This window comes from Nakamurella leprariae, from assembly GCF_016918035.1.
Classification (GTDB): domain Bacteria; phylum Actinomycetota; class Actinomycetes; order Mycobacteriales; family Nakamurellaceae; genus Nakamurella; species Nakamurella leprariae.
The window spans coordinates 173,906-192,130 of record NZ_JAERWK010000001.1; the positions used below are offsets into that span (position 1 = coordinate 173,906).

At 72.2% G+C, this 18,225-nt stretch carries 14 protein-coding genes and 2 riboswitches; all 14 genes read left to right on the top strand.

Annotated features, from left to right (window positions below; translation table 11 throughout):
* Nucleotides 1-11: 11 nt before the first annotated feature.
* The 14 genes from JL106_RS00860 to JL106_RS00925 all read left to right on the top strand — a co-directional run bounded on the left by JL106_RS00860 (nt 12) and on the right by JL106_RS00925 (nt 18,221).
* The gene (locus tag JL106_RS00860; RefSeq protein WP_205258774.1) at nt 12-1,340 is read left to right on the top strand and encodes a M50 family metallopeptidase; all 1,329 of its coding nucleotides are present in this window, start codon (nt 12-14) and stop codon (nt 1,338-1,340) included.
* A gap of 85 nt (nt 1,341-1,425) precedes the next feature.
* A complete protein-coding gene (ispG, locus tag JL106_RS00865) occupies nt 1,426-2,619 on the top strand; it encodes a flavodoxin-dependent (E)-4-hydroxy-3-methylbut-2-enyl-diphosphate synthase (protein ID WP_236006402.1) in 1,194 nt (397 codons plus the stop codon).
* A 19-nt stretch (nt 2,620-2,638) separates the two neighbouring features.
* Nucleotides 2,639-3,475, top strand: a complete 837-nt coding sequence (locus JL106_RS00870) for a GNAT family N-acetyltransferase (RefSeq protein WP_407940057.1) — start codon at nt 2,639-2,641, stop codon at nt 3,473-3,475.
* Nucleotides 3,454-4,449, top strand: coding sequence for a bile acid:sodium symporter family protein (locus JL106_RS00875; protein WP_328840920.1), 996 nt, complete (start codon nt 3,454-3,456; stop codon nt 4,447-4,449). Before JL106_RS00870 ends, JL106_RS00875 begins: the two co-directional genes overlap by 22 nt.
* 319 nt (nt 4,450-4,768) lie before the next feature.
* Nucleotides 4,769-5,668, top strand: a complete 900-nt coding sequence (locus tag JL106_RS00880; protein WP_328840897.1) for an SDR family oxidoreductase — start codon at nt 4,769-4,771, stop codon at nt 5,666-5,668.
* A 113-nt stretch (nt 5,669-5,781) separates the two neighbouring features.
* Nucleotides 5,782-5,896: riboswitch (SAM riboswitch) on the top strand.
* 35 nt (nt 5,897-5,931) lie between these two features.
* Nucleotides 5,932-7,347, top strand: coding sequence for an aminotransferase class V-fold PLP-dependent enzyme (locus JL106_RS00885; protein WP_205258776.1), 1,416 nt, complete (start codon nt 5,932-5,934; stop codon nt 7,345-7,347).
* Nucleotides 7,348-7,477: 130 nt separating this feature from the next.
* A riboswitch (SAM riboswitch) is annotated at nt 7,478-7,589 on the top strand.
* A 291-nt stretch (nt 7,590-7,880) separates the two neighbouring features.
* Nucleotides 7,881-8,972, top strand: a complete 1,092-nt coding sequence (locus JL106_RS00890) for an LLM class flavin-dependent oxidoreductase (RefSeq protein WP_205258777.1) — start codon at nt 7,881-7,883, stop codon at nt 8,970-8,972.
* Complete coding sequence (locus tag JL106_RS00895) at nt 8,969-10,099, top strand: LLM class flavin-dependent oxidoreductase (protein ID WP_205258778.1); 1,131 nt, start codon at nt 8,969-8,971, stop codon at nt 10,097-10,099. The genes JL106_RS00890 and JL106_RS00895 overlap by 4 nt, the downstream gene beginning before the upstream one ends.
* Nucleotides 10,099-11,070 (top strand): ABC transporter permease, encoded by a 972-nt coding sequence (locus JL106_RS00900; protein WP_236006403.1) that lies wholly within the window; start codon nt 10,099-10,101, stop codon nt 11,068-11,070. The genes JL106_RS00895 and JL106_RS00900 overlap by 1 nt, the downstream gene beginning before the upstream one ends.
* A 1-nt stretch (nt 11,071) precedes the next feature.
* Nucleotides 11,072-12,013: an ABC transporter permease gene (locus JL106_RS00905; RefSeq protein ID WP_205258780.1), complete on the top strand. Its 942-nt coding sequence runs from the start codon at nt 11,072-11,074 to the stop codon at nt 12,011-12,013.
* Nucleotides 12,010-13,689: a dipeptide ABC transporter ATP-binding protein gene (locus tag JL106_RS00910; protein WP_236006404.1), complete on the top strand. Its 1,680-nt coding sequence runs from the start codon at nt 12,010-12,012 to the stop codon at nt 13,687-13,689. The genes JL106_RS00905 and JL106_RS00910 overlap by 4 nt, the downstream gene beginning before the upstream one ends.
* A gap of 127 nt (nt 13,690-13,816) precedes the next feature.
* Nucleotides 13,817-15,487 (top strand): ABC transporter substrate-binding protein, encoded by a 1,671-nt coding sequence (locus JL106_RS00915; RefSeq protein WP_205258781.1) that lies wholly within the window; start codon nt 13,817-13,819, stop codon nt 15,485-15,487.
* 87 nt (nt 15,488-15,574) lie between these two features.
* Nucleotides 15,575-16,798, top strand: coding sequence for an LLM class flavin-dependent oxidoreductase (locus tag JL106_RS00920; RefSeq protein ID WP_205258782.1), 1,224 nt, complete (start codon nt 15,575-15,577; stop codon nt 16,796-16,798).
* Nucleotides 16,799-16,856: 58 nt separating this feature from the next.
* Nucleotides 16,857-18,221 (top strand): NtaA/DmoA family FMN-dependent monooxygenase, encoded by a 1,365-nt coding sequence (locus tag JL106_RS00925; protein WP_205258783.1) that lies wholly within the window; start codon nt 16,857-16,859, stop codon nt 18,219-18,221.
* The last annotated feature ends 4 nt before the right edge of the window (nt 18,222-18,225 follow it).

Sequence of the window (18,225 nt, forward strand, 5' to 3'; positions counted from 1 at the left end):
GATCGACGAGCATGACCTGGATCTGGTACGCGGTGGGCGCGGTGCTCTTCGCCATCGCCCTGCTGCTGTCGGTCGCGCTGCACGAGCTCGGCCACCTGACGTTCGCCAAGCTCTTCGGCGTCCGGGTCACCCAGTACATGGTCGGCTTCGGCCGGACCATCTGGTCCCGCCGCCGCGGCGAGACCGAGTACGGGCTCAAGCTGCTCCCGGCCGGTGGATACATCCGGATGGTCGGCATGGTGCCGCCGGACAAGCACGGCCGGCAGCGCATCACCAGCACGGCGATGGGCCCGGTCGGCTTCTTCCGACAGATCGTCGAGGACACCCGCAAGAACGACCGCGAGCAGGTGCTGCCCACCGACGACGGCCGGCAGTTCTACCAGCTGCACCCGGCGAAGCGGATCGTCATCATGTTCGCCGGGCCGTTCATGAACCTGCTCATCGCGTTCGGAGTGTTCCTGATCGTGCTGATGGGCATCGGCGTCTCGGCGCCGACGACCACCGTCGGCTCGGTGAGCGAGTGCGTGGTGTCGGCCACCGATCCGGCGTCCGCGTCGGGCAGCGACCCGTGTGCCGGCCGGCCGGCGTCTCCGGCCGCCGCCGCCGGGCTGCAGCCCGGTGACGTACTCGTCGCCTACGACGGCGTGTCGGTGCAGGACTGGGACCAGGTCCGCGAGCTGATCCGGGTGACCAGCGACCGCACGGTGCCCCTGGAGATCGTCCGGGACGGCCGGCCGCTGTCCCTGGCGGTCACCCCGGTGCCCAACCAGGTCGCGACGACCGATGACGACGGCACGGTCGTCGGCACCGAGACGGTCGGCTTCCTCGGACTCAGCCCGGTCTTCGACTACGAGCCGCAGAGTTTCGGGGCGGCGCTGGGCGCGACCGGCGACTACATCGGCCGTGCGGCCGAGGCGGTGGTCAACCTCCCGGCTCGCATCCCGCCGCTGTGGGCGTCGATCTTCTCGGGCGAGGAGCGCGGGCAGGACAGCCCGATCGGCATCGTCGGCGCCGGGCGCATCGGCGGTGAGATCCTGGCCGAGGGACTTCCGGTCAAGGACACGGCATTGCTGTTCCTGCAGCTGGTCGCCGGGTTCAACATGAGCCTGTTCCTGCTCAACCTGCTGCCGCTGCTGCCCCTGGACGGCGGTCACATCCTGGGTGCGGTCATCGAGTGGATCCGCCGCGGCTGGGCCAGGGTGCGCCGCAAGGCCGACCCCGGTCCGTTCGACGTGGCCAAACTCATGCCGGTGGCGTACGTGGTGGCATTGTTGTTCATCGGGCTCTTCGCGTTGACGTTCGTGGCCGACGTCGTCAATCCGGTGCGGTTGTTCGGCTGACCGGCTCCACCTCCAGACACCTTGCCCGTGCGATCTCCCGCTGACGAAGGATCGAGACCTGCTCATGGCACCGACCACCATCTCCATGTCCGGTCCGGGAGCTCCGGGCCGCCCGTCGGTCGGGCTGGGGATGCCGACCACCCCGGCCCAGCGCGAGGTGCCGGTGCTGGCCCGGCGCCGCAAGACCCGGCAGCTCGATGTCGGCGGGGTCGGCGTCGGCAGTGACTCGCCGGTGTCCGTGCAGTCGATGACGACGACCAAGACCGCGGACATCAACGCGACGCTGCAACAGATCGCCGAGCTGACCGCCTCCGGGTGTCAGATCGTGCGCGTCGCCGTCCCGGACACCGACGACGCGGAGGCGCTGCCGATCATCGCCAGGAAGGCGCAGATCCCGGTGATCGCCGACATCCACTTCCAGCCGCGGTACGTGTTCGCGGCCATCGACGCGGGCTGTGCCGCCGTCCGGGTCAACCCGGGCAACATCCGCAAGTTCGACGACAAGGTCGGCGAGATCGCCAAGGCGGCCAAGGACGCCGGCATCCCCATCCGGATCGGCGTCAACGCCGGCAGCCTGGACAAGCGGCTGCTGGAGAAGTACGGCAAGGCCACCCCCGAGGCCCTCGTCGAGTCGGCCCTGTGGGAGTGCTCGTTGTTCGAGGAGCACGACTACCGGGACATCAAGATCTCGGTGAAGCACAACGACCCGGTGGTCATGGTGCGGGCGTACGAGCTGCTGGCCCAGCAGTGCGACTACCCCCTGCACCTGGGCGTGACCGAGGCCGGCCCGTCGTTCCAGGGCACCATCAAGTCGGCCGTCGCGTTCGGCGCGCTGCTGAGCCAGGGCATCGGCGACACGATCCGGGTGTCGCTGTCCGCGCCGCCGGCCGAGGAGGTCAAGGTCGGCCTGCAGATCCTGGAGTCCCTGAACCTGCGGGAACGCGGCCTGGAGATCGTGTCGTGCCCGTCCTGCGGTCGCGCCCAGGTCGACGTGTACCGCCTGGCCAACGAGGTGACCGCCGGGCTCGAAGGGCTCGACGTGCCGCTGCGGGTGGCCGTGATGGGGTGCGTGGTGAACGGCCCGGGAGAGGCCCGCGAGGCCGACCTCGGGGTGGCGTCCGGCAACGGCAAGGGGCAGATCTTCGTCAAGGGCGAGGTCATCCGCACCGTGCCCGAGTCGCAGATCGTCGAGACCCTCATCGACGAGGCGATGCGGCTGGCCGAGGACATGCGCGCCGCGGGCACGCCCTCCGGCGAACCGTCCGTGCAGCTGGTCTGAACTCCGGGGCGAGGCAACGGTGCTGACCACCGGGGTTCCACGGGTGCTGGGTCCGCAGCACGCCGAGCAGGTCGCACGGGTGCTGCGGGCCGACCCGGTGTCGGCGTGCCTGGTGGCCGCGCGGTACGAGATCGCCGGCATGGACCCGGTCGCCCTCGGCGGTCAGTTCTGGGGCATCGCCGGCGGCCGGGACGGGCTCTGCTACGCCGGCAGCACCATGGTGCCGCTCGCCGGCGACGCCGCCGCGCTCCGGGCGTTCGCCACCATGGCCGGCCGTCGCGGCCGGCGCTGCGCGACCATCCTGGGCCCGGCCGCCCTGGTGCTGCCGATCTGGGAACGGCTCGAGTCCCGCTGGGGCCCGGCCCGCGAGGTGCGCGCCGACCAGCCGTTGCTGGTGTGCCCGGACCCGCCGCTGGTCGACCCCGATCCGCTCGTCGAGGTGGTCGACCTCGACCGGCTGGATCCATACTTCCCGGCCGCGGTGGCCATGTTCACCGAGGAGGTCGGCGTGGACCCGCGGGCCGGCGACGGTGGCCATGCCTACCGCGAGCGGGTGGCCGAACTGATCCGGCAGCGTCGTGCCTTCGCCCGGTTCCACGAGGGCAAGGTGGTGTACAAGGCCGAGATCGGCGCGCTGTCCCGGTCGGTCGCCCTCATCCAGGGCGTCTGGGTCGACCCGCAGTGGCGCGGCAAGGGTCTGGCCGCGGCGGGCACCGCCGCGGTCGTCCGGGCCGTGCAGCGCGACTTCGGCCGGTTGGCCTCGCTGTACGTCAACGACCACAACGCGCCCGCCCGGGCGGCGTACCGGCGGGCCGGGTTCCACCAGGTCGGCACATTCGCCTCCGTGCTCTTCTAGACGGTCCTGCTCCGCAGGTCCCCGGCACCGGTGGCCGACCCGCCACCGGGGGAGCACACTCCCAGGTCATGGGGTCGACGCTGACCACCGTGGGACTGCCTGTGGCGCTGGGCATCGTGATGCTCGGCCTGGGCCTGACGCTGACCGTGGCCGACTTCCGGCGGGTCGCCCACCGCCCCGCCGCGGTCGCTGTCGCGTTGCTCTGCCAGGTGGTGTTGCTACCCCTGATCTGTTTCGGGCTGGTGCTGGCCTTCGACCTGCCGCCGGTGCTCGCCGTCGGCATGATGCTGCTCGCGGCATCGCCCGGCGGGACCACGGCCAACCTGTACAGCCATCTGTTCCGCGGGGACGTCGCCCTCAACGTGACCCTCACGGCGGCCAATTCGGTGATCGCCGTCATCACGCTGCCGGTCATCGTGAACCTGTCGATGAATCGGTTCCTGCCCGGGGAGGCCGGCATCGGGCTGCAGTTCACCAAGTCGCTCGAGGTCTTCGCCATCGTGCTGCTGCCGGTGCTGCTGGGGATGCTGGTCCGGCACCTGCGTCCCGCGTTCGCCCACCGGATGGACCGGCCGGTCCGCGTCCTGTCGCTGGTCATCCTGGTCGCGGTGGTCGGGGGCTCGCTGGTCGCCAACCGTGAGATCCTGGCCGAGCACTTCGGCCGGCTGTCCGGCATCACCGCCCTGTTCTGCGTGATCAGCCTGGCGCTGGGCTACCTGGTGCCGCGGACGATGCGGATCGGTCAGCGGCAGGCCATCGCCAGCGGATTCGAGATCGGCATCCACAACGCGACTCTGGCCGTGGTCATCGCGCAGGCCGTCATCGGCAGCGTCGAGATGTCGCTGCCCGGTGGCGTGTACGGCGTCGTGATGTTCTTCATCGCGCTGGCCTTCGGGCTGGTGGTCCGCTCGCGCGTTCCGCCCGCCGCCCGGACGACCAGCGGGTCGACCGGGGAAGCGGCGCCGGCCGGTTGAGCCAGCCGGACCACGCCATGGACGACCACGCCATGGACGACCACGCCATGGACGACACCGATGCGGGCGCCGAGTGCATCGCCACCATCGAACGCCGGGAGGCCTCCGGCGCAGTGTGGAGATCGACGGTCCGTCCCGTCGCTGCCTCGGGGCCGGACAGCGGACGGTTCCGGCTGAGGACAGCGCGCGCCCGTCGGCCCGACCCGTCGATTCGAGGCGAGCCGGATCGGGCACTGACCAGCTCGACCCTTGCAACCGATCGGGGGGCGGCGGGCGTCCGCTCGCGGACGTCGCCCCCCGCGCACACCAGGAGGCGACCGTGGCCGACGATCAGCACACTCCCGCCGATCCCACCGAGCAGTACCCGCAGCCCGACACCGACGACGGCCGGAACATCCCGCATCCCGGGCTGACCGACGAGATGTCGGACCGGCCCGACCACGGCGAGGACACCTACCGAGGGAGCGGCAAGCTCACCGGGCGGCGGGCGGTCATCACCGGTGGCGACTCCGGGATCGGCCGCGCGGTGGCCATCGCCTTCGCCCGGGAAGGCGCGGACGTGCTGATCTCCTACCTGCCCGAGGAGGAGCAGGACGGCCAGGAGACGGCCCGGCTGGTCCGCGAGGCCGGCCGCTCCGCCGTGCTCGTCCCCGGTGACATCCGCGACGAGGAGCACTGCCAGCTGATCATCGACACCGCCGTCCGCGAACTCGGCGGCATCGACATCCTGGTCAACAACGCGGCGTACCAGATGGTCCAGCCAGGCGGCATCGAGGACATCACCACCGAGCAGTGGAACCGGGTGCTGACGACCAACCTGACCGCGATGTTCTGGCTGTGCAAGAAGGCGGTGCCGAACCTGCAGCCGGGGTCGTCCATCATCAACACCGCGTCCATCCAGGCGACCGAGCCGTCGCCGGAGCTGCTCGACTACGCCACCACCAAGGCGGCCATCGTCAACTTCAGCAAGGCACTGGCCGGGGGCCTGGCCGACCGGGGCATCCGGGTGAATGTCGTTGCCCCGGGACCGATCTGGACACCGCTGATTCCGGCCACCATGCCGTCGGACAAGGCGGCGTCGCACGGCGAATCGACCCCGCTGGGCCGGGCCGGGCAGCCCGCCGAGGTCGCGCCCGCCTACGTCTTCTTCGCCTCCCAGGAGGCGAGCTACGTCACCGGCGAGACGCTCGGCGTGACCGGCGGGAAGCCGGTGCTCTGACGCGCTGCCGTGTCCTTCCAACCCGAGTGGGCAACCGTCGACCAGCCCCGGGCGCACTTCGCGTCCGGGTCCGGTGCGTGCTCGCGGCCCATCGCCTGTGCTAGCTTCGCCGCTGTCACGAGTGCCAGCGCACAGCCCCGGCTTGCTGGCCGGCAACCCTCCCACCGCGGCGGGGTGCCCCGGGTGAGGACACGGCCGGCTGCGATCCCGCAGCGGCAAGCGCGGGCTCCCGGCACGAGAGCCCTGGTTCGGAAGGGCGTTCCATGTCCCAGGTCTCAACTCAGCACGCTGCGCAGTCACTGCTCGTCGGCACCGGCACCGAGGTGCCCCTGGTGCAGGGCGGTTCCACCGACTACGTCAACCTCGACTACGCCGCGAGTGCCCCGGCGCTGCGTGAGGTCGCCGAGCACGTGGCGGCGCTGCTCCCGCTGTACTCGAGCATCCACCGCGGCGCCGGCTACCTGTCCCAGGTCTGCACCGAGGTGTACGAGGCGGCGCGGACGACCGTCGCGGCGTTCGTCGGCGCCCGTGCGGACGACGTCGTCATCTTCACCCGCAACACCACCGACTCGTTGAACCTGCTGGCCCGGTCGGTGCCCGGCGATACCGTGGTGCTCGACATCGAGCACCACGCCAACTTCCTGCCGTGGCTCGGAACTGGGGGTGGGCGAACGGTTGTCGCGGAGCCGACCGTCGGCGCGACGCTCGCGGCGCTGGAGGCGGAGCTGCGGCGGACGACGGCCGCGCTGGTCGCGGTCACCGGGGCATCGAACGTCACCGGCGAGTCGCTGCCGTTGCGCCGGGTGGCCGAGATCGCCCACCGGCACGGCGCCCGGCTGGCCGTCGACGGCGCCCAGCTGCTGCCGCACCGCCGGGTCGACCTGGCGGCGACCGGGATCGACTACCTGGCCGTGTCCGGGCACAAGCTCTACGCGCCCTACGGGGCCGGAGCGCTCATCGGCCGCCGCGACTGGCTGGACGCCGCCGAGCCCCACCTGGCCGGCGGCGGGGCCGTCCGCGCGGTGACGGTCGACGGCGCGACCTGGACCGACTCCCCGGCCAGGCACGAGGCGGGCAGCCCGAACCTGATCGGGGCGGCCGCGCTGGCCAAGGCCTGCCAGGTGCTGGGCGCGCTGCCGGAGGCGCAGCAGGAGGCCCGCGAGGCGGCGCTGCTGCAACGACTGCGCACCGGACTGGCCGAGCTGGGCATCGAGCCGCTGCGCATCTGGGGGCAGGAGGACGACGAGACAGGAGGAGCCGCCGGCGAGACCGAGGACACCGTCGCCATCGTCACCTTCACGGTGCCCGGCTGGACGGCCGAGGAGGTCGCGACCTACCTGTCGGCCGAGCACGGCATCGGGGTGCGGGACGGGCGGTTCTGCGCCCACCCGTTGCTGCGCCGGCTGACCGGGGCGGCCACGGCCATCCGGGCGAGCGTCGGGCTGGACACCGACGAGCGGGCGATCGACCGGCTGCTGGGCGCGCTGGCCGCGCTGCTGACGGACGGTCCCCGCTGGACGTACGCGACCGCCGACGGCGCGGTCGTCCCGTTCCCGGAGACCCGGACGCTGCCGGCGTTCCTGGGCGGCAGCGTGCTGCGCGACCTCGCCTCCGGCGCCTCCGCCTGCCTGGACGACGAGCCCGACGTCGAGCCGGCCGAGCTGGTCACCACCGTTTGACCGTCGTGCCGGATCCGTCAGAGTCGTTGTGCGGCATCGGGTCCGGCCGTGTCCCAGAGCTGCGGTGTGCGCCACACCGCGGCCGGGACCGTTGACTTCCGTTCCGCCCATGAACTACTTTCCGATCTGCGGTCATGAGTTCCGACGTCAAGCCCTGGCTCGTCGGACGGCAACCCTCACACAGTGGCGGGGTGCCCCAGGTGAAGACCAGGCGTGGAGGACCCTCCCCGCAAGCACTCGCCACTCCCGCCGGAGTGGCCCTCCAGCAGGAGTGACATCGATGACGGAGTCCCGAGGGGTGCGCGACCTGGCGTCCGCCCCGGCGCTGGTGCGCCGCCGGCACATCGATCTCGCCCTGGTCTGCACCGCGGCCTGTCCGGCCTGACCGACCGCTCGACCTGAGCCGTCCGCGCCTGGCGGACGCTCCGAGTGGTCCCGTCCCGCAGCCGTTCCCGGCTGCGTCCGCCGGCGTCCCCGTGCGACCCCTCCGCCCGTCGTGGCCCGGGTCCGCGTGCCCAGTCCTGGAGCCCGACGTGAAGTTCATCGGCATCACCCTCATCAACCACACCCCGGACCCACTCACCGGCCACCTGCCGTCGGTGACCGAACGGCTGGCCGACGTCGTCGACACCGCCGTGCTGTTCGAGGAACTCGGCTTCGACGGGTTCGGGGTGGGGGAGCGGCACCACGAGCCGTTCATCTCCACCGCGCCGCCGGTGGTGCTCAGCCACATCGCGGCGGTCACCGCGAGGATCCGGCTGTTCACCGCGGTCACGCTGCTGTCAGTGCTGGACCCGGTCCGGGTGGCCGAGGACTACGCCACGCTGGACCACCTGTCCGGCGGACGGCTCGAGCTGATCATCGGCAAGGGCAACGGACCCGAGCAGGCGGAGCTGTTCGGCATCACCCGTGACCAGCAGTGGGACACCATCACCGAGAACTTCCGGCTGCTGCGCCGGCTGTGGACCGAGCAGCGGGTGACCTGGACGCCGTCGGCACACGGCATCCGCCAGGTGCCGCTGACCGACGCGACCGTGTGGCCGAAGCCGTTGCAGCAGCCGATCCGGATCTGGCACGGCAGCGCCACCTCGCAGGCGTCGGTGGAGCTGGCCGCGGAGTACGGCGACCCGGTGTTCTCAGCCAACGTCACCAACCCGGTCGAGCCGTACGCCGCACTGATCGACCACTACCGCGAGCGGTGGGTGCACCACGGCCGTGACCCGCAGGCCGTCGTGGTGGGCGCCGGCAGCGCCGGGCACTACACCGCGCCGACCTCCCAGCAGGCCCGGGAGGTGTACCGGCCGATCTTCCAGGCCCAGTCCGCCCAGTTCGCGCGGTTCGGGATCGAGTCGCCGTTCGCCGACTTCGACGACTATCTGGCGCGCAGCTCGGCGCTGATCGGCAGCCCGCAGGAGGTCGTCGACAAGGTCGGCCGCTACCACGAGCGGCTCGGCCACACCACGCTGCACGTGCAGGCCGACACAGCCGGGCTCACCCCGGTCCAGCACCGGGCCAGCCTCGAGCTGTTCCAGGCCGGCGTCGCACCCGAGCTGCGCCGCACCATCCCCGATCCGCCGTGGCCGGCCCCGGTCGTGGACATCCAGCACCGGAAGGCCTTCCGATGAGTGCTCCTGCCGTGCCACGGGTTCCGCTGTCCGTGCTGGACCTGGTGCCGATCACCGGCACCGACCGCCCGGAGCAGGCCCTCCAGCAGAGTCTCGACCTGGTCCGCGCGACCGAGGCTGCCGGCTACCGCCGCTACTGGTTCGCCGAGCACCACCTCAACCCGGGCGTGCTCGGGTCGTCGCCGGCCGTGCTCATCGCGCTGGCCGCTTCGGTGAGCAGCCGGATCCGGCTCGGGTCCGGCGCCGTCCAACTCGGGCACCGCACCGCGCTGTCGGTGGCCGAGGAGTTCGCCCTGCTGGCCCTGGCCCACCCGGGCCGGATCGACCTCGGGCTGGGCCGGTCCGGAGGCCGCCCGGCGCTGCCGCCACCTCCGTCCGACCCGACCGAACGCATCACGCCCGAGGGGCTGCTCATCCCGGCGCCCTTCACCGGCTGGGGTGCGCTGCTGGCCGCGCCGCGCTTCGCGGGCATCCGGCGCCTGCTGGAATTCCCGGGTGCCGATCCGGCCGACTTCGAGATCCAGGTCGACACCATCCTGGCCGTGCTGGCCGGCAAGTACACCGACGCCGAGGGCGTCACCTTCGACGTCCCAGGCCCGGTGCCGGCCACCGGGCCAGAGGTCTGGCTGCTCGGCTCGAGCGCCGGGACGTCGGCCAACCTGGCCGGTCGCCACGGCCTGCCGTTCGCCGCCAACTACCACGTCGCCCCGGCCGGGGTGCTGGACTCGATCGCCGCCTACCGCGCGGCGTTCCGCCCGTCGGCCGACCTGGCACAGCCGTACGTGGTGGTGTCCGCGGACGTGGTCGTGGGTGAGACGGACGCGGCCGCCCGGGAGCTGGCCGCGGGCTACGGGCACTGGGTGCACAGCATCCGCTCCGGCGCCGGGGCGATCGTGTTCCCGACCCCGGAGCAGGCATCGGCCGCACCGCTGGACGAGGCCGCGCTGGCCCTGGTCGACGATCGGGTCCGCACCCAGCTGGTCGGGGCGCCGGACAGCGTGGTCACCCAGCTGCAGGCCCTGCAGGTCGCGACCGGGGCGGACGAGCTGCTCATCACCACCATCACCGCCGGGCACGCCGACCGGGTTCGCAGCTACCAGCTGCTGGCCCAGGCCTGGCGGGCGTGATGGGGCGCTACGTGCTGGGTCGCCTCGGCCAGGCCGTCCTGGTGCTGTGGGCGGCCTGGACCGTCTCGTTCGTCATCCTCTACGCGCTGCCCGGCGACGCCGTCGAGGTGCGGCTCGGGGCGGCCGCCAGCGACATTACGCCCGAGCAGATCGCCGCGCTGCAGGCCGACTACGGGTTGGACCAGCCGTGGTTCACGCAGTACCTCACCCAGCTCGGCCACGCGCTGACCGGGGACCTGGGCCGGTCGTTCGAGAACGGCCAGTCGGTGACCTCGCTGCTGCTGGAGAACCTGCCGGCGACCGCGGCGCTGGCCGGGCTGGCCCTGATCCTGGCGGTGGTCTTCGGCGGCGGGCTGGCCGTGCTGGCCAACGGCGTGCGCTTCCGCTGGCTGTCCCGGGCGCTGCTGAACCTGCCCGCCCTCGGCGTGGCCGTGCCCGGCTTCTGGGTCGGACTGATGCTGTTGCAGCTGTTCTCGTTCCGCATCGAGCTCTTCCCAGCCATCGGCAACGACGGCTTCAGCTCGCTGGTGCTGCCGGCCATCACCCTGGCCATCCCCACCTCGGCGGTCATCGCGCAGATCCTGGCCAAGAGCCTGCACTCGTCGCTGGGGGAGCCCTGGTCGGACACCGCCCGGGCCAAGGGCGCCGGTTCGGTCCGGGTGCTGTTCCGGCACGCCCTGCGCAACGCCGCCCTGCCCACGCTGACCATCACCGGCCTGCTGGTGGGCCAGCTGCTGTCCGGAGCCGTGGTCGCCGAGACCGTGTTCTCCCGCACCGGACTGGGCCGGCTGACCGCGACCTCGGTGTCGGCCCAGGACACCCCGGTGGTGCAGGGGCTGGTGCTCTTCGGTGCCCTGGTCTTCGTCCTGACCAACCTGGCCGTCGACCTGCTGTACCCGCTGCTGGATCGCCGGACCCTGCAGCGCTCGACCCGTCGCGTGGCCCGGCCCGCGCCGGTGGAGGTGAGCTGACATGACGATCGAGGTGCCGCTGCTCGAAGCGGCGACGAACACCCAGGAGCCGACCGACCGACGACCGAACGGCCCGGTGACCCCGACCCGGTCGCCTCGCCCGTCGCGCCGCGCCGGCCTCGGCGAGTGGCTGGGCGGGGTGGTCCGCCGGCCCGGTCTGGTGCTGTCGGTCGTCTGGCTGGTGATCGTCGTGCTGGCCGCGCTCATCCCGACCCTGCTCACCTCGGTGGACCCGCTGCGCGCGGTGCCGCGGCAGAAGCTGCTGGAGCCGTCCTGGGCGCACCTGTTCGGCACCGACCAGCTGGGCCGGGACCTGTTCGCCCGGGTCGTGCACGGCGCCGCCCTGTCGCTGGGCTCCGCGCTGCTCGCGGTGCTGGTCGGCATCGTGGTCGGCTCGCTGCTGGGCCTGGTCGCCGGCTTCGTGCGCGGCGTGTTCGACGAGGTGCTCATGCGCATCGTCGACGTGCTGCTGGCCATCCCAGCGCTGTTGCTGTCGCTGGCCCTGGTCACCGCCCTCGGCTTCGGCACCGTGAAGGTGGCCATCGCGGTCGGCATCACCAGCGTCGCCGCCTGCGCCCGGGTGATGCGCTCGGAGGTGCTGCGGGTGCGCGAGAGCGCCTACATCGAGGCGGCCCGCGCCGGCGGTGCGCGGTGGAGCCGGATCCTCTTCCGGCACGTGCTGCCCAACGCGGCTGGGCCGGTGCTGGTGCTGGCCACCCTGGAGTTCGGCACCGCCATCCTGGCCGTGTCGGCGCTGAGCTTCCTCGGTTACGGCGCTGTGCCACCCGCGCCGGAATGGGGCTCGCTGGTGGCGCAGGGCCGCGATTTCCTGAGCACCGCATGGTGGCTCACCACCATGCCGGGTCTGACCATCGCGATCACCGTGCTGGCGGCGGGACGGCTGTCCCGGGCGCTGGGCGGTCAGGACGGAGTGCGGCGATGACGTCGACGGCTGCTTCCAGGAACCTCACCACCGCACCGGCGGTGGACGGCAGCGGCGACCGTCCCTCCGGACCGGTGCTGCGGATCCGCGGCCTGACCGTGCAGTACCGGACCCGCCGTGGTCCGGTGCCGGCCATCCAGGACGTCGACCTGGACATCGCCGCGGGGGAGACCGTCGCGCTGGTGGGCGAGTCGGGATCCGGGAAGACGACCACCGCACTGGCGGTGACCGGTCTGCTGGCCACCACCGCGGAGATCACCGCGGGCAGCATCCACTGGCAGGGGCAGGACCTGCTGGCCCTGGGACGCCGCGCCCGGCGGGCCGTCTCCGGCATCGGGATCGGGCTGGTGCCACAGGACCCGACCGTCTCGCTCAACCCGGTCAAGCGGATCGGCGACCAGGTCGCCGAGGTGCTGCTCATCCACAAGGTCGCCCGCAAGGCCGAGGCGCGGGAGATCGCGGTCGAGGCGCTGCGATCGGCCGGGATCGACCACCCCGAGGTCCGCGCCCGGCAGTTCCCGCACGAGCTCTCGGGCGGCATGCGACAGCGCGTGCTCATCGCGATCGCCCTGGTCGGTCGTCCGGCCCTGCTGGTGGCCGACGAGCCGACCAGCGCCCTCGACGTCACCGTCCAACGCCAGATCCTCGACAGCATCAGCGACCTCATCACCGAGCACCACACCGGCATGCTGCTGGTGACGCACGACCTCGGGGTCGCCGCCGACCGGGCCGACCGGGTGGTGGTGATGACCGGCGGGCGCATCGTCGAGCAGGGTCCGACCGGGCAGATCCTGTCCCGGCCGGAGCACCCGTACACCCGGTCGCTGCTGGAGGCGGCGCCCAGCCTGCGCACCAGCGGGATCGGGTCCATCCGACGCCGCGTCGGATCGAGCACGACCGCGCCGATCCTGCACGCCGAGCACCTGGTCAAGTCGTTCCCGGCTCCGGGCGTCGGGCACCACGGGATCCGGGCCGTGGACGACGTGTCGTTCGCGCTGCACCCCGGTCGCACCCTGGGCCTGGTCGGCGAGTCCGGCTCCGGCAAGTCGACCTCGGCCCGGCTGGCGCTCCGGCTGGTCGAGCCCACCGGCGGCACCGTGCGGTTCGACGGGCAGGACATCACCGGTCTGTCCGCCGGCCGGTTGCGGGTGGTGCGGCGCCGGTTCCAATTGGTGCAGCAGAACCCGTACGCCTCGCTGAACCCCCGCTGGTCGGTGGCCCAGCTGATCGGCGAGCCGCTCCGCTCGTACGGCGAGTCGGCCACGGTGGCGCGGGAACGCGCGGTCGAGCTGCTGGACCTGGTGGGACTGCCCACAGACTTCGAGCACCGCCGCCCGGCCGAACTGTCCGGCGGGCAGCGGCAGCGCATCGCCATCGCGCGTGCCTTGGCGTTGCGTCCCGACGTGGTCGTGCTCGACGAGCCCGTCTCGGCCCTGGACGTGCGGGTGCAGGCGCAGATCCTGCAGCTGCTGGTCGATCTGCAGGACGAACTGGGCGTCGCCTATCTGTTCATCTCGCACGACTTGGCCGTCATCCGGCAGATCTCCGACGACGTGGCCGTGCTCCGCGGCGGCCGGGTGGTCGAGACCGGGTCCACCGAAGCCGTCTTCACCGATCCGCACCACGCGTACACCCGCACGCTGCTCGAGGCCATCCCCGGACGGGGGCGGGTCTGATGCCGGACATGGTGGCGCCCGGCGCGCCCGGTCGGCGCCGATGTCGGCCCCACGGACCGTCCCGACCCGCCTGACCGAACCTCCACCCGACTCCACGAGTCCGCATCCCTCCTCCAGGAGCCCTCCCATGAACCTGCGACGACGCGCCCTGCTCGCCGCCCCTGCTCTCGCGCTGGTCCTGCTCACCTCCGCCTGCGGATCATCCGATGCCGCCGACTCCGGCGACGCCGCCGGCACCCGTTCGGGCGGCGCCGTGACCAACTCGGCGACCAGCTCCGCCGACGCCACCCCGACCGAGGGCGGCAGCCTCAGCTTCGCAGTGGCCAACGATCCGATCAGCCTGAATCCCAGCGGCATCGGCAGCGGCAACGACACCCTCTACGTCACCCGCCAGTTGTTCGACTCGCTCACCGAGCAGGACCCGGAGACGGGCGAGATCATTCCGTGGCTGGCCGAGACCTTCGGGGCTTCCGACGACGCGACCTCCTTCACCTTCACGCTGCGCGAGGGTGTCACCTTCTCCGACGGCACCCCGCTGACCGCCGAGTCGGTCAAGGCCACCTTCGACGACATCAAGGCGGCCGGGGCCAACGCGCAGGCCGGAGCCCAGTTCCTGGGTGCCTACGACCGCACCGAGGTCACCGACGACCGCACCTTCACCGTCCACTTCACCGCGCCGAACGGCTCCTTCCTGCAGGGCGTGTCGTCGGTCGCGTTGGCTCCGGTGGCCGCGTCGACGCTCGCCATCCCGTTCGACCAGCGGGCCACCGGCGAGGGGGTCATCGGCACCGGACCGTTCGTCCTCGACCACTACACGAAGAACACCGAGGTCGTGCTGACCAAGCGTGACGACTACGACTGGGGCCCGGGGGATCGCGAGAACACCGGCGCTGCCCACCTCGACGAGGTCGTGTTCAAGATCGTGCCCGAGTCCGGAGTCCGCACCGGCAGTCTCGACTCCGGTCAGGTGCAGGTCATCGGCGGGGTCGCGCCGCAGGACAACGCCGGCCTGGAGGCGGCCGGGCACAACCTGGTCGTCCGCGCCAATCCTGGCATCTCGTTCGGCCTGACAGCGGTCGAGACCCAGCCGATCGTGGCCGACGAGCAGGTCCGGCTGGCCATCGCCCGGGCCATCAACGCCACCGACGTGCGGGACGCCGTGCTGGACGACCACTTCGCCGTGGCGACGTCGCCCCTGGCGGCCAACACGCCCGGCTGGGTGGACCTGTCCGCCGACCTGGCCTTCGACCCCGAGCAGGCCGCGTCGTTGCTGGACGAGGCCGGCTGGACCGGCGGTGACGGCGACGTCCGCACCAAGGACGGGCAGCCACTGCACCTGGTCATCGGCTACATCAGCAACTTCGGCCCGAACCAGGGCGCCCTGGAACTGATCCAGCAGCAGTTGCGCGACGTCGGCATCGAGGCGGAGCTGTGGACCGGCACCGTGCCGGACTACCTGGCCGCCATCAAGGACGGGAAGATCGACCTGGCCTGGGGCAACCTGTCACGCGCCGACGGTGACGTGCTGCGCACCCAGTACTCGACCGCGTCGTCGAACTACTACAAGATCGACGACCCGGAGCTCGAGGCCGCCCTGGTCGGCCAGGCCAGCACCGCCGACCCGGACAAGCGGGCCGAGTTCCAGGCCACCGCGCAGGAACTGCTGGTCACCCGCGGCCACACCATCCCGGTGCACGAGCTGACCACCGTGCTGGGCGCCGATCCGTCGGTGCACGGTGTGGTGCTCGGCGCCGACTCCCGGCTCTCGCAGTTGACCGACGCCTTCATCGCCGAGTGAGGCCGCCGTCCGGGGAGCCGCCACGCGGCTCCCCGGACCCGGTGACCTGCCCGACCCGACGCCCGCCGACCTCCCCTGGAGCACCACATGACTGACGCAGCCGACCCGGCCCTGCACCTCGGCGTCGCCCTGGACGGTGCGGGATGGCATCCCGCCGCCTGGCGCGAGCCCAGCGCCCGCCCCGACGAGCTCTTCGACGCCCGGTACTGGGCGGACCTGGCCCGCACCGCCGAGCGCGGCGGGCTGGACCTGATCACCATCGAGGACACCCTGACCCTGCAGTCCAGCACGTCCCCGATCGATCCGGCCGGGCCCGATGAGCGCACCGACCAGGTCCGTGGCCGACTCGACGCGTCGCTGGTCGCATCCCGGCTGGCGACGGCGACCGAGCACATCGGCCTGGTGCCGGTGGTCACCACCACCCACACCGAGCCGTTCCACGTCGCCAAAGCGGTGGCCACCCTGGACCACGTCTCGCACGGCCGCGGCGGCTGGCAGGTGCGGGTCGGCGGGCACGGGGCGGAGGCAGCGCTGTTCGGGCGCCGGCAGTTCGAGCCGATCGACCTGGCCGCCATCACGGCCGGCACGCTGCCCGACTCGGTCGCCGAGCGTTTCGACGAGGCCGTCGACGCGGTCGAGGTCGTCCGGCGGCTGTGGGACAGCTGGGAGGACGACGCCGAGATCCGCGACGTCGCGACCCGCCGGTTCATCGACCGGGACAAGGTGCACACCATCGACTTCCAGGGGCGCTGGTTCAGCGTCCGCGGCCCCGGCATCGTGCCGCGCTCGCCGCAGGGACAACCGGTGGTGGCCGTCCTGGCCCACCAGCGCGTCCCCTACGAGCTGGCCGCTCGCAGCGGCGATCTCGTGTTCGTGACACCCCCGCTGGGTGCCGATGCGGTCGGGGTGCTCGCCGACGTGCGGGCCGCCGAGGCGGCCGTCGGGCGGGATGGTGCCCCGTTGCAGGTGTGGGCCGACCTGGTGGTGCTCCTGGACGGCCCGGGGGAGTCGGCCGTGGACCGCCTCGCCCGGCTGGACGAACGGGCCGGGAGCCCGCTGACCTCTGACGCCGCCGTCGCCGTGGGGTCGGCGGCGGCGTTGGCGGACCAGATCGAGACGTGGCATCGGCTCGGCTACGCCGGAGTGCGGCTGCGTCCGGCGGTGGCCACCGACGACCTGCCGCGGATCGTCGATGACCTGGCGCCGGAACTGCAGCGGCGCGGGCTGGTCCGCTCCGGGTACCGGGAGGCCACCCTGCGCGGTCACCTGGGCCTGCCCACCACCGTGCCGAACCGGTACGCCGCGGTCTGAGCCCCGTCCCACCACTCGATCAGCCCTCGACCGAACCATTCCCAGAAGGACAGCCACCATGGGGCACACACCGCGCAAGCAGGTCATCCTCGGCGCCTACCTCGGCGGCGTGAACCACCACACCGCCTGGTGGGACGAACGGGCCGGCAGCCAGATCGACTTCAGCTCGTTCGAGCACACCGCGCGCACGGCCGAGCGCGGCAAGTTCGACTTCTTCTTCCTGGCCGAGGGTCTCGCGCTGCGCGAGCGCAACGGCCGGGTCTTCGACCAGGACATCGTCGGCCGGCCCGACACCCTGCCGGTGCTGGCCGCGCTGGCAGGCGTGACCGAGCACCTCGGCCTGGCCGGCACCATCAACGCCACCTTCAACGAGCCGTACGAGCTGGCCCGCCAGTTCGCCTCGCTGGACGCCCTGTCCGGCGGCCGGGCGGCGTGGAACCTGGTCACCTCGTTCGACGCCTTCACCGGCCAGAACTTCCGCCGCGGCGGGTTCCTGCCGCGCGAGCTGCGCTACGAGCGGGCCGCCGAGATGATCGCCGCGACCCGGGCGCTGTTCGACGCATGGGACGACGACGACCTGGTCGCCGACAAGCAGAGCGGGCAGTTCGTCCGGCGCGGTGACGTCGGCCGGTTCGAGCACCGCGGACCGCAGTTCGACATCCGTGGCCGGTTCACCGTCCCGCGGAGCCCGCAAGGCCGCCCGGTGCTGCTGCAGGCCGGTGTCTCGCCGCAGGGTCGGGACTTCGCCGCGGCCAACTCCGACGCCATCTTCTCGCCGTTCGGGGAGATCATCGCGGCCCGCGAGTTCTACCGCGACGTCAAGGCCCGGGCCGAGAGGTTCGGCCGGTCGCCCGACGAGCTCAAGATCCTGCCATCCGGCAGCTTCGTCATCGGCGACACCCACGCCGAGGCCGTGGACAAGTACCACGAGGTGCGCAACCAGCAGGTCAACGGCAAGACCGCACTCATCCTGCTGGAACAGGTGTGGAACCGGGACCTGTCGCAGTACGACCCGGAGGGGCCGCTCCCGGACATCGATCCGGACCCCACGGCGCCGGACTTCATCCAGGGCCGGGCCCTCATCGAGCAGGACCGGTTCAAGACGGTGGCGCACTTCCGAGAGGTGGCCGAGGCGAAGCGGCTGAACCTGCGCGAGCTGGTCATCGATCAGTTCGAGCGCGGGCCACTGGTCGGCACGGCGAGCGAGATCGCCCAGCAGATCGACGACTTCGTGCAGCAGGACGGCTCGGACGGGTTCATCATCGGCTCTCACCTGGTGCCCTGGGGGCTCGACGACTTCGTCGACCAGGTCGTGCCGCTGCTGCAGGAGCGCGGCTCGCTGCGGGCCGAGTACACGGGCTCCACGTTGCGCGACAACCTCGGTCTGCCGTCGCTGCGCCGCGACCTGACCGCCGCCCGCTGACCGT

Excerpts from the sequence above, each read along its gene's own strand:
- JL106_RS00860 (WP_205258774.1), top strand. The coding sequence starts at position 12 with ATGACCTGGATCTGGTACGCGGTGGGCGCGGTGCTCTTCGCCATCGCC.
- ispG (WP_236006402.1), top strand. The coding sequence starts at position 1,426 with ATGTCCGGTCCGGGAGCTCCGGGCCGCCCGTCGGTCGGGCTGGGGATG.
- JL106_RS00885 (WP_205258776.1), top strand. The coding sequence starts at position 5,932 with ATGTCCCAGGTCTCAACTCAGCACGCTGCGCAGTCACTGCTCGTCGGC.
- JL106_RS00895 (WP_205258778.1), top strand. The coding sequence starts at position 8,969 with ATGAGTGCTCCTGCCGTGCCACGGGTTCCGCTGTCCGTGCTGGACCTG.
- JL106_RS00900 (WP_236006403.1), top strand. The coding sequence starts at position 10,099 with ATGGGGCGCTACGTGCTGGGTCGCCTCGGCCAGGCCGTCCTGGTGCTG.
- JL106_RS00905 (WP_205258780.1), top strand. The coding sequence starts at position 11,072 with ATGACGATCGAGGTGCCGCTGCTCGAAGCGGCGACGAACACCCAGGAG.
- JL106_RS00910 (WP_236006404.1), top strand. The coding sequence starts at position 12,010 with ATGACGTCGACGGCTGCTTCCAGGAACCTCACCACCGCACCGGCGGTG.
- JL106_RS00915 (WP_205258781.1), top strand. The coding sequence starts at position 13,817 with ATGAACCTGCGACGACGCGCCCTGCTCGCCGCCCCTGCTCTCGCGCTG.
- JL106_RS00920 (WP_205258782.1), top strand. The coding sequence starts at position 15,575 with ATGACTGACGCAGCCGACCCGGCCCTGCACCTCGGCGTCGCCCTGGAC.
- JL106_RS00925 (WP_205258783.1), top strand. The coding sequence starts at position 16,857 with ATGGGGCACACACCGCGCAAGCAGGTCATCCTCGGCGCCTACCTCGGC.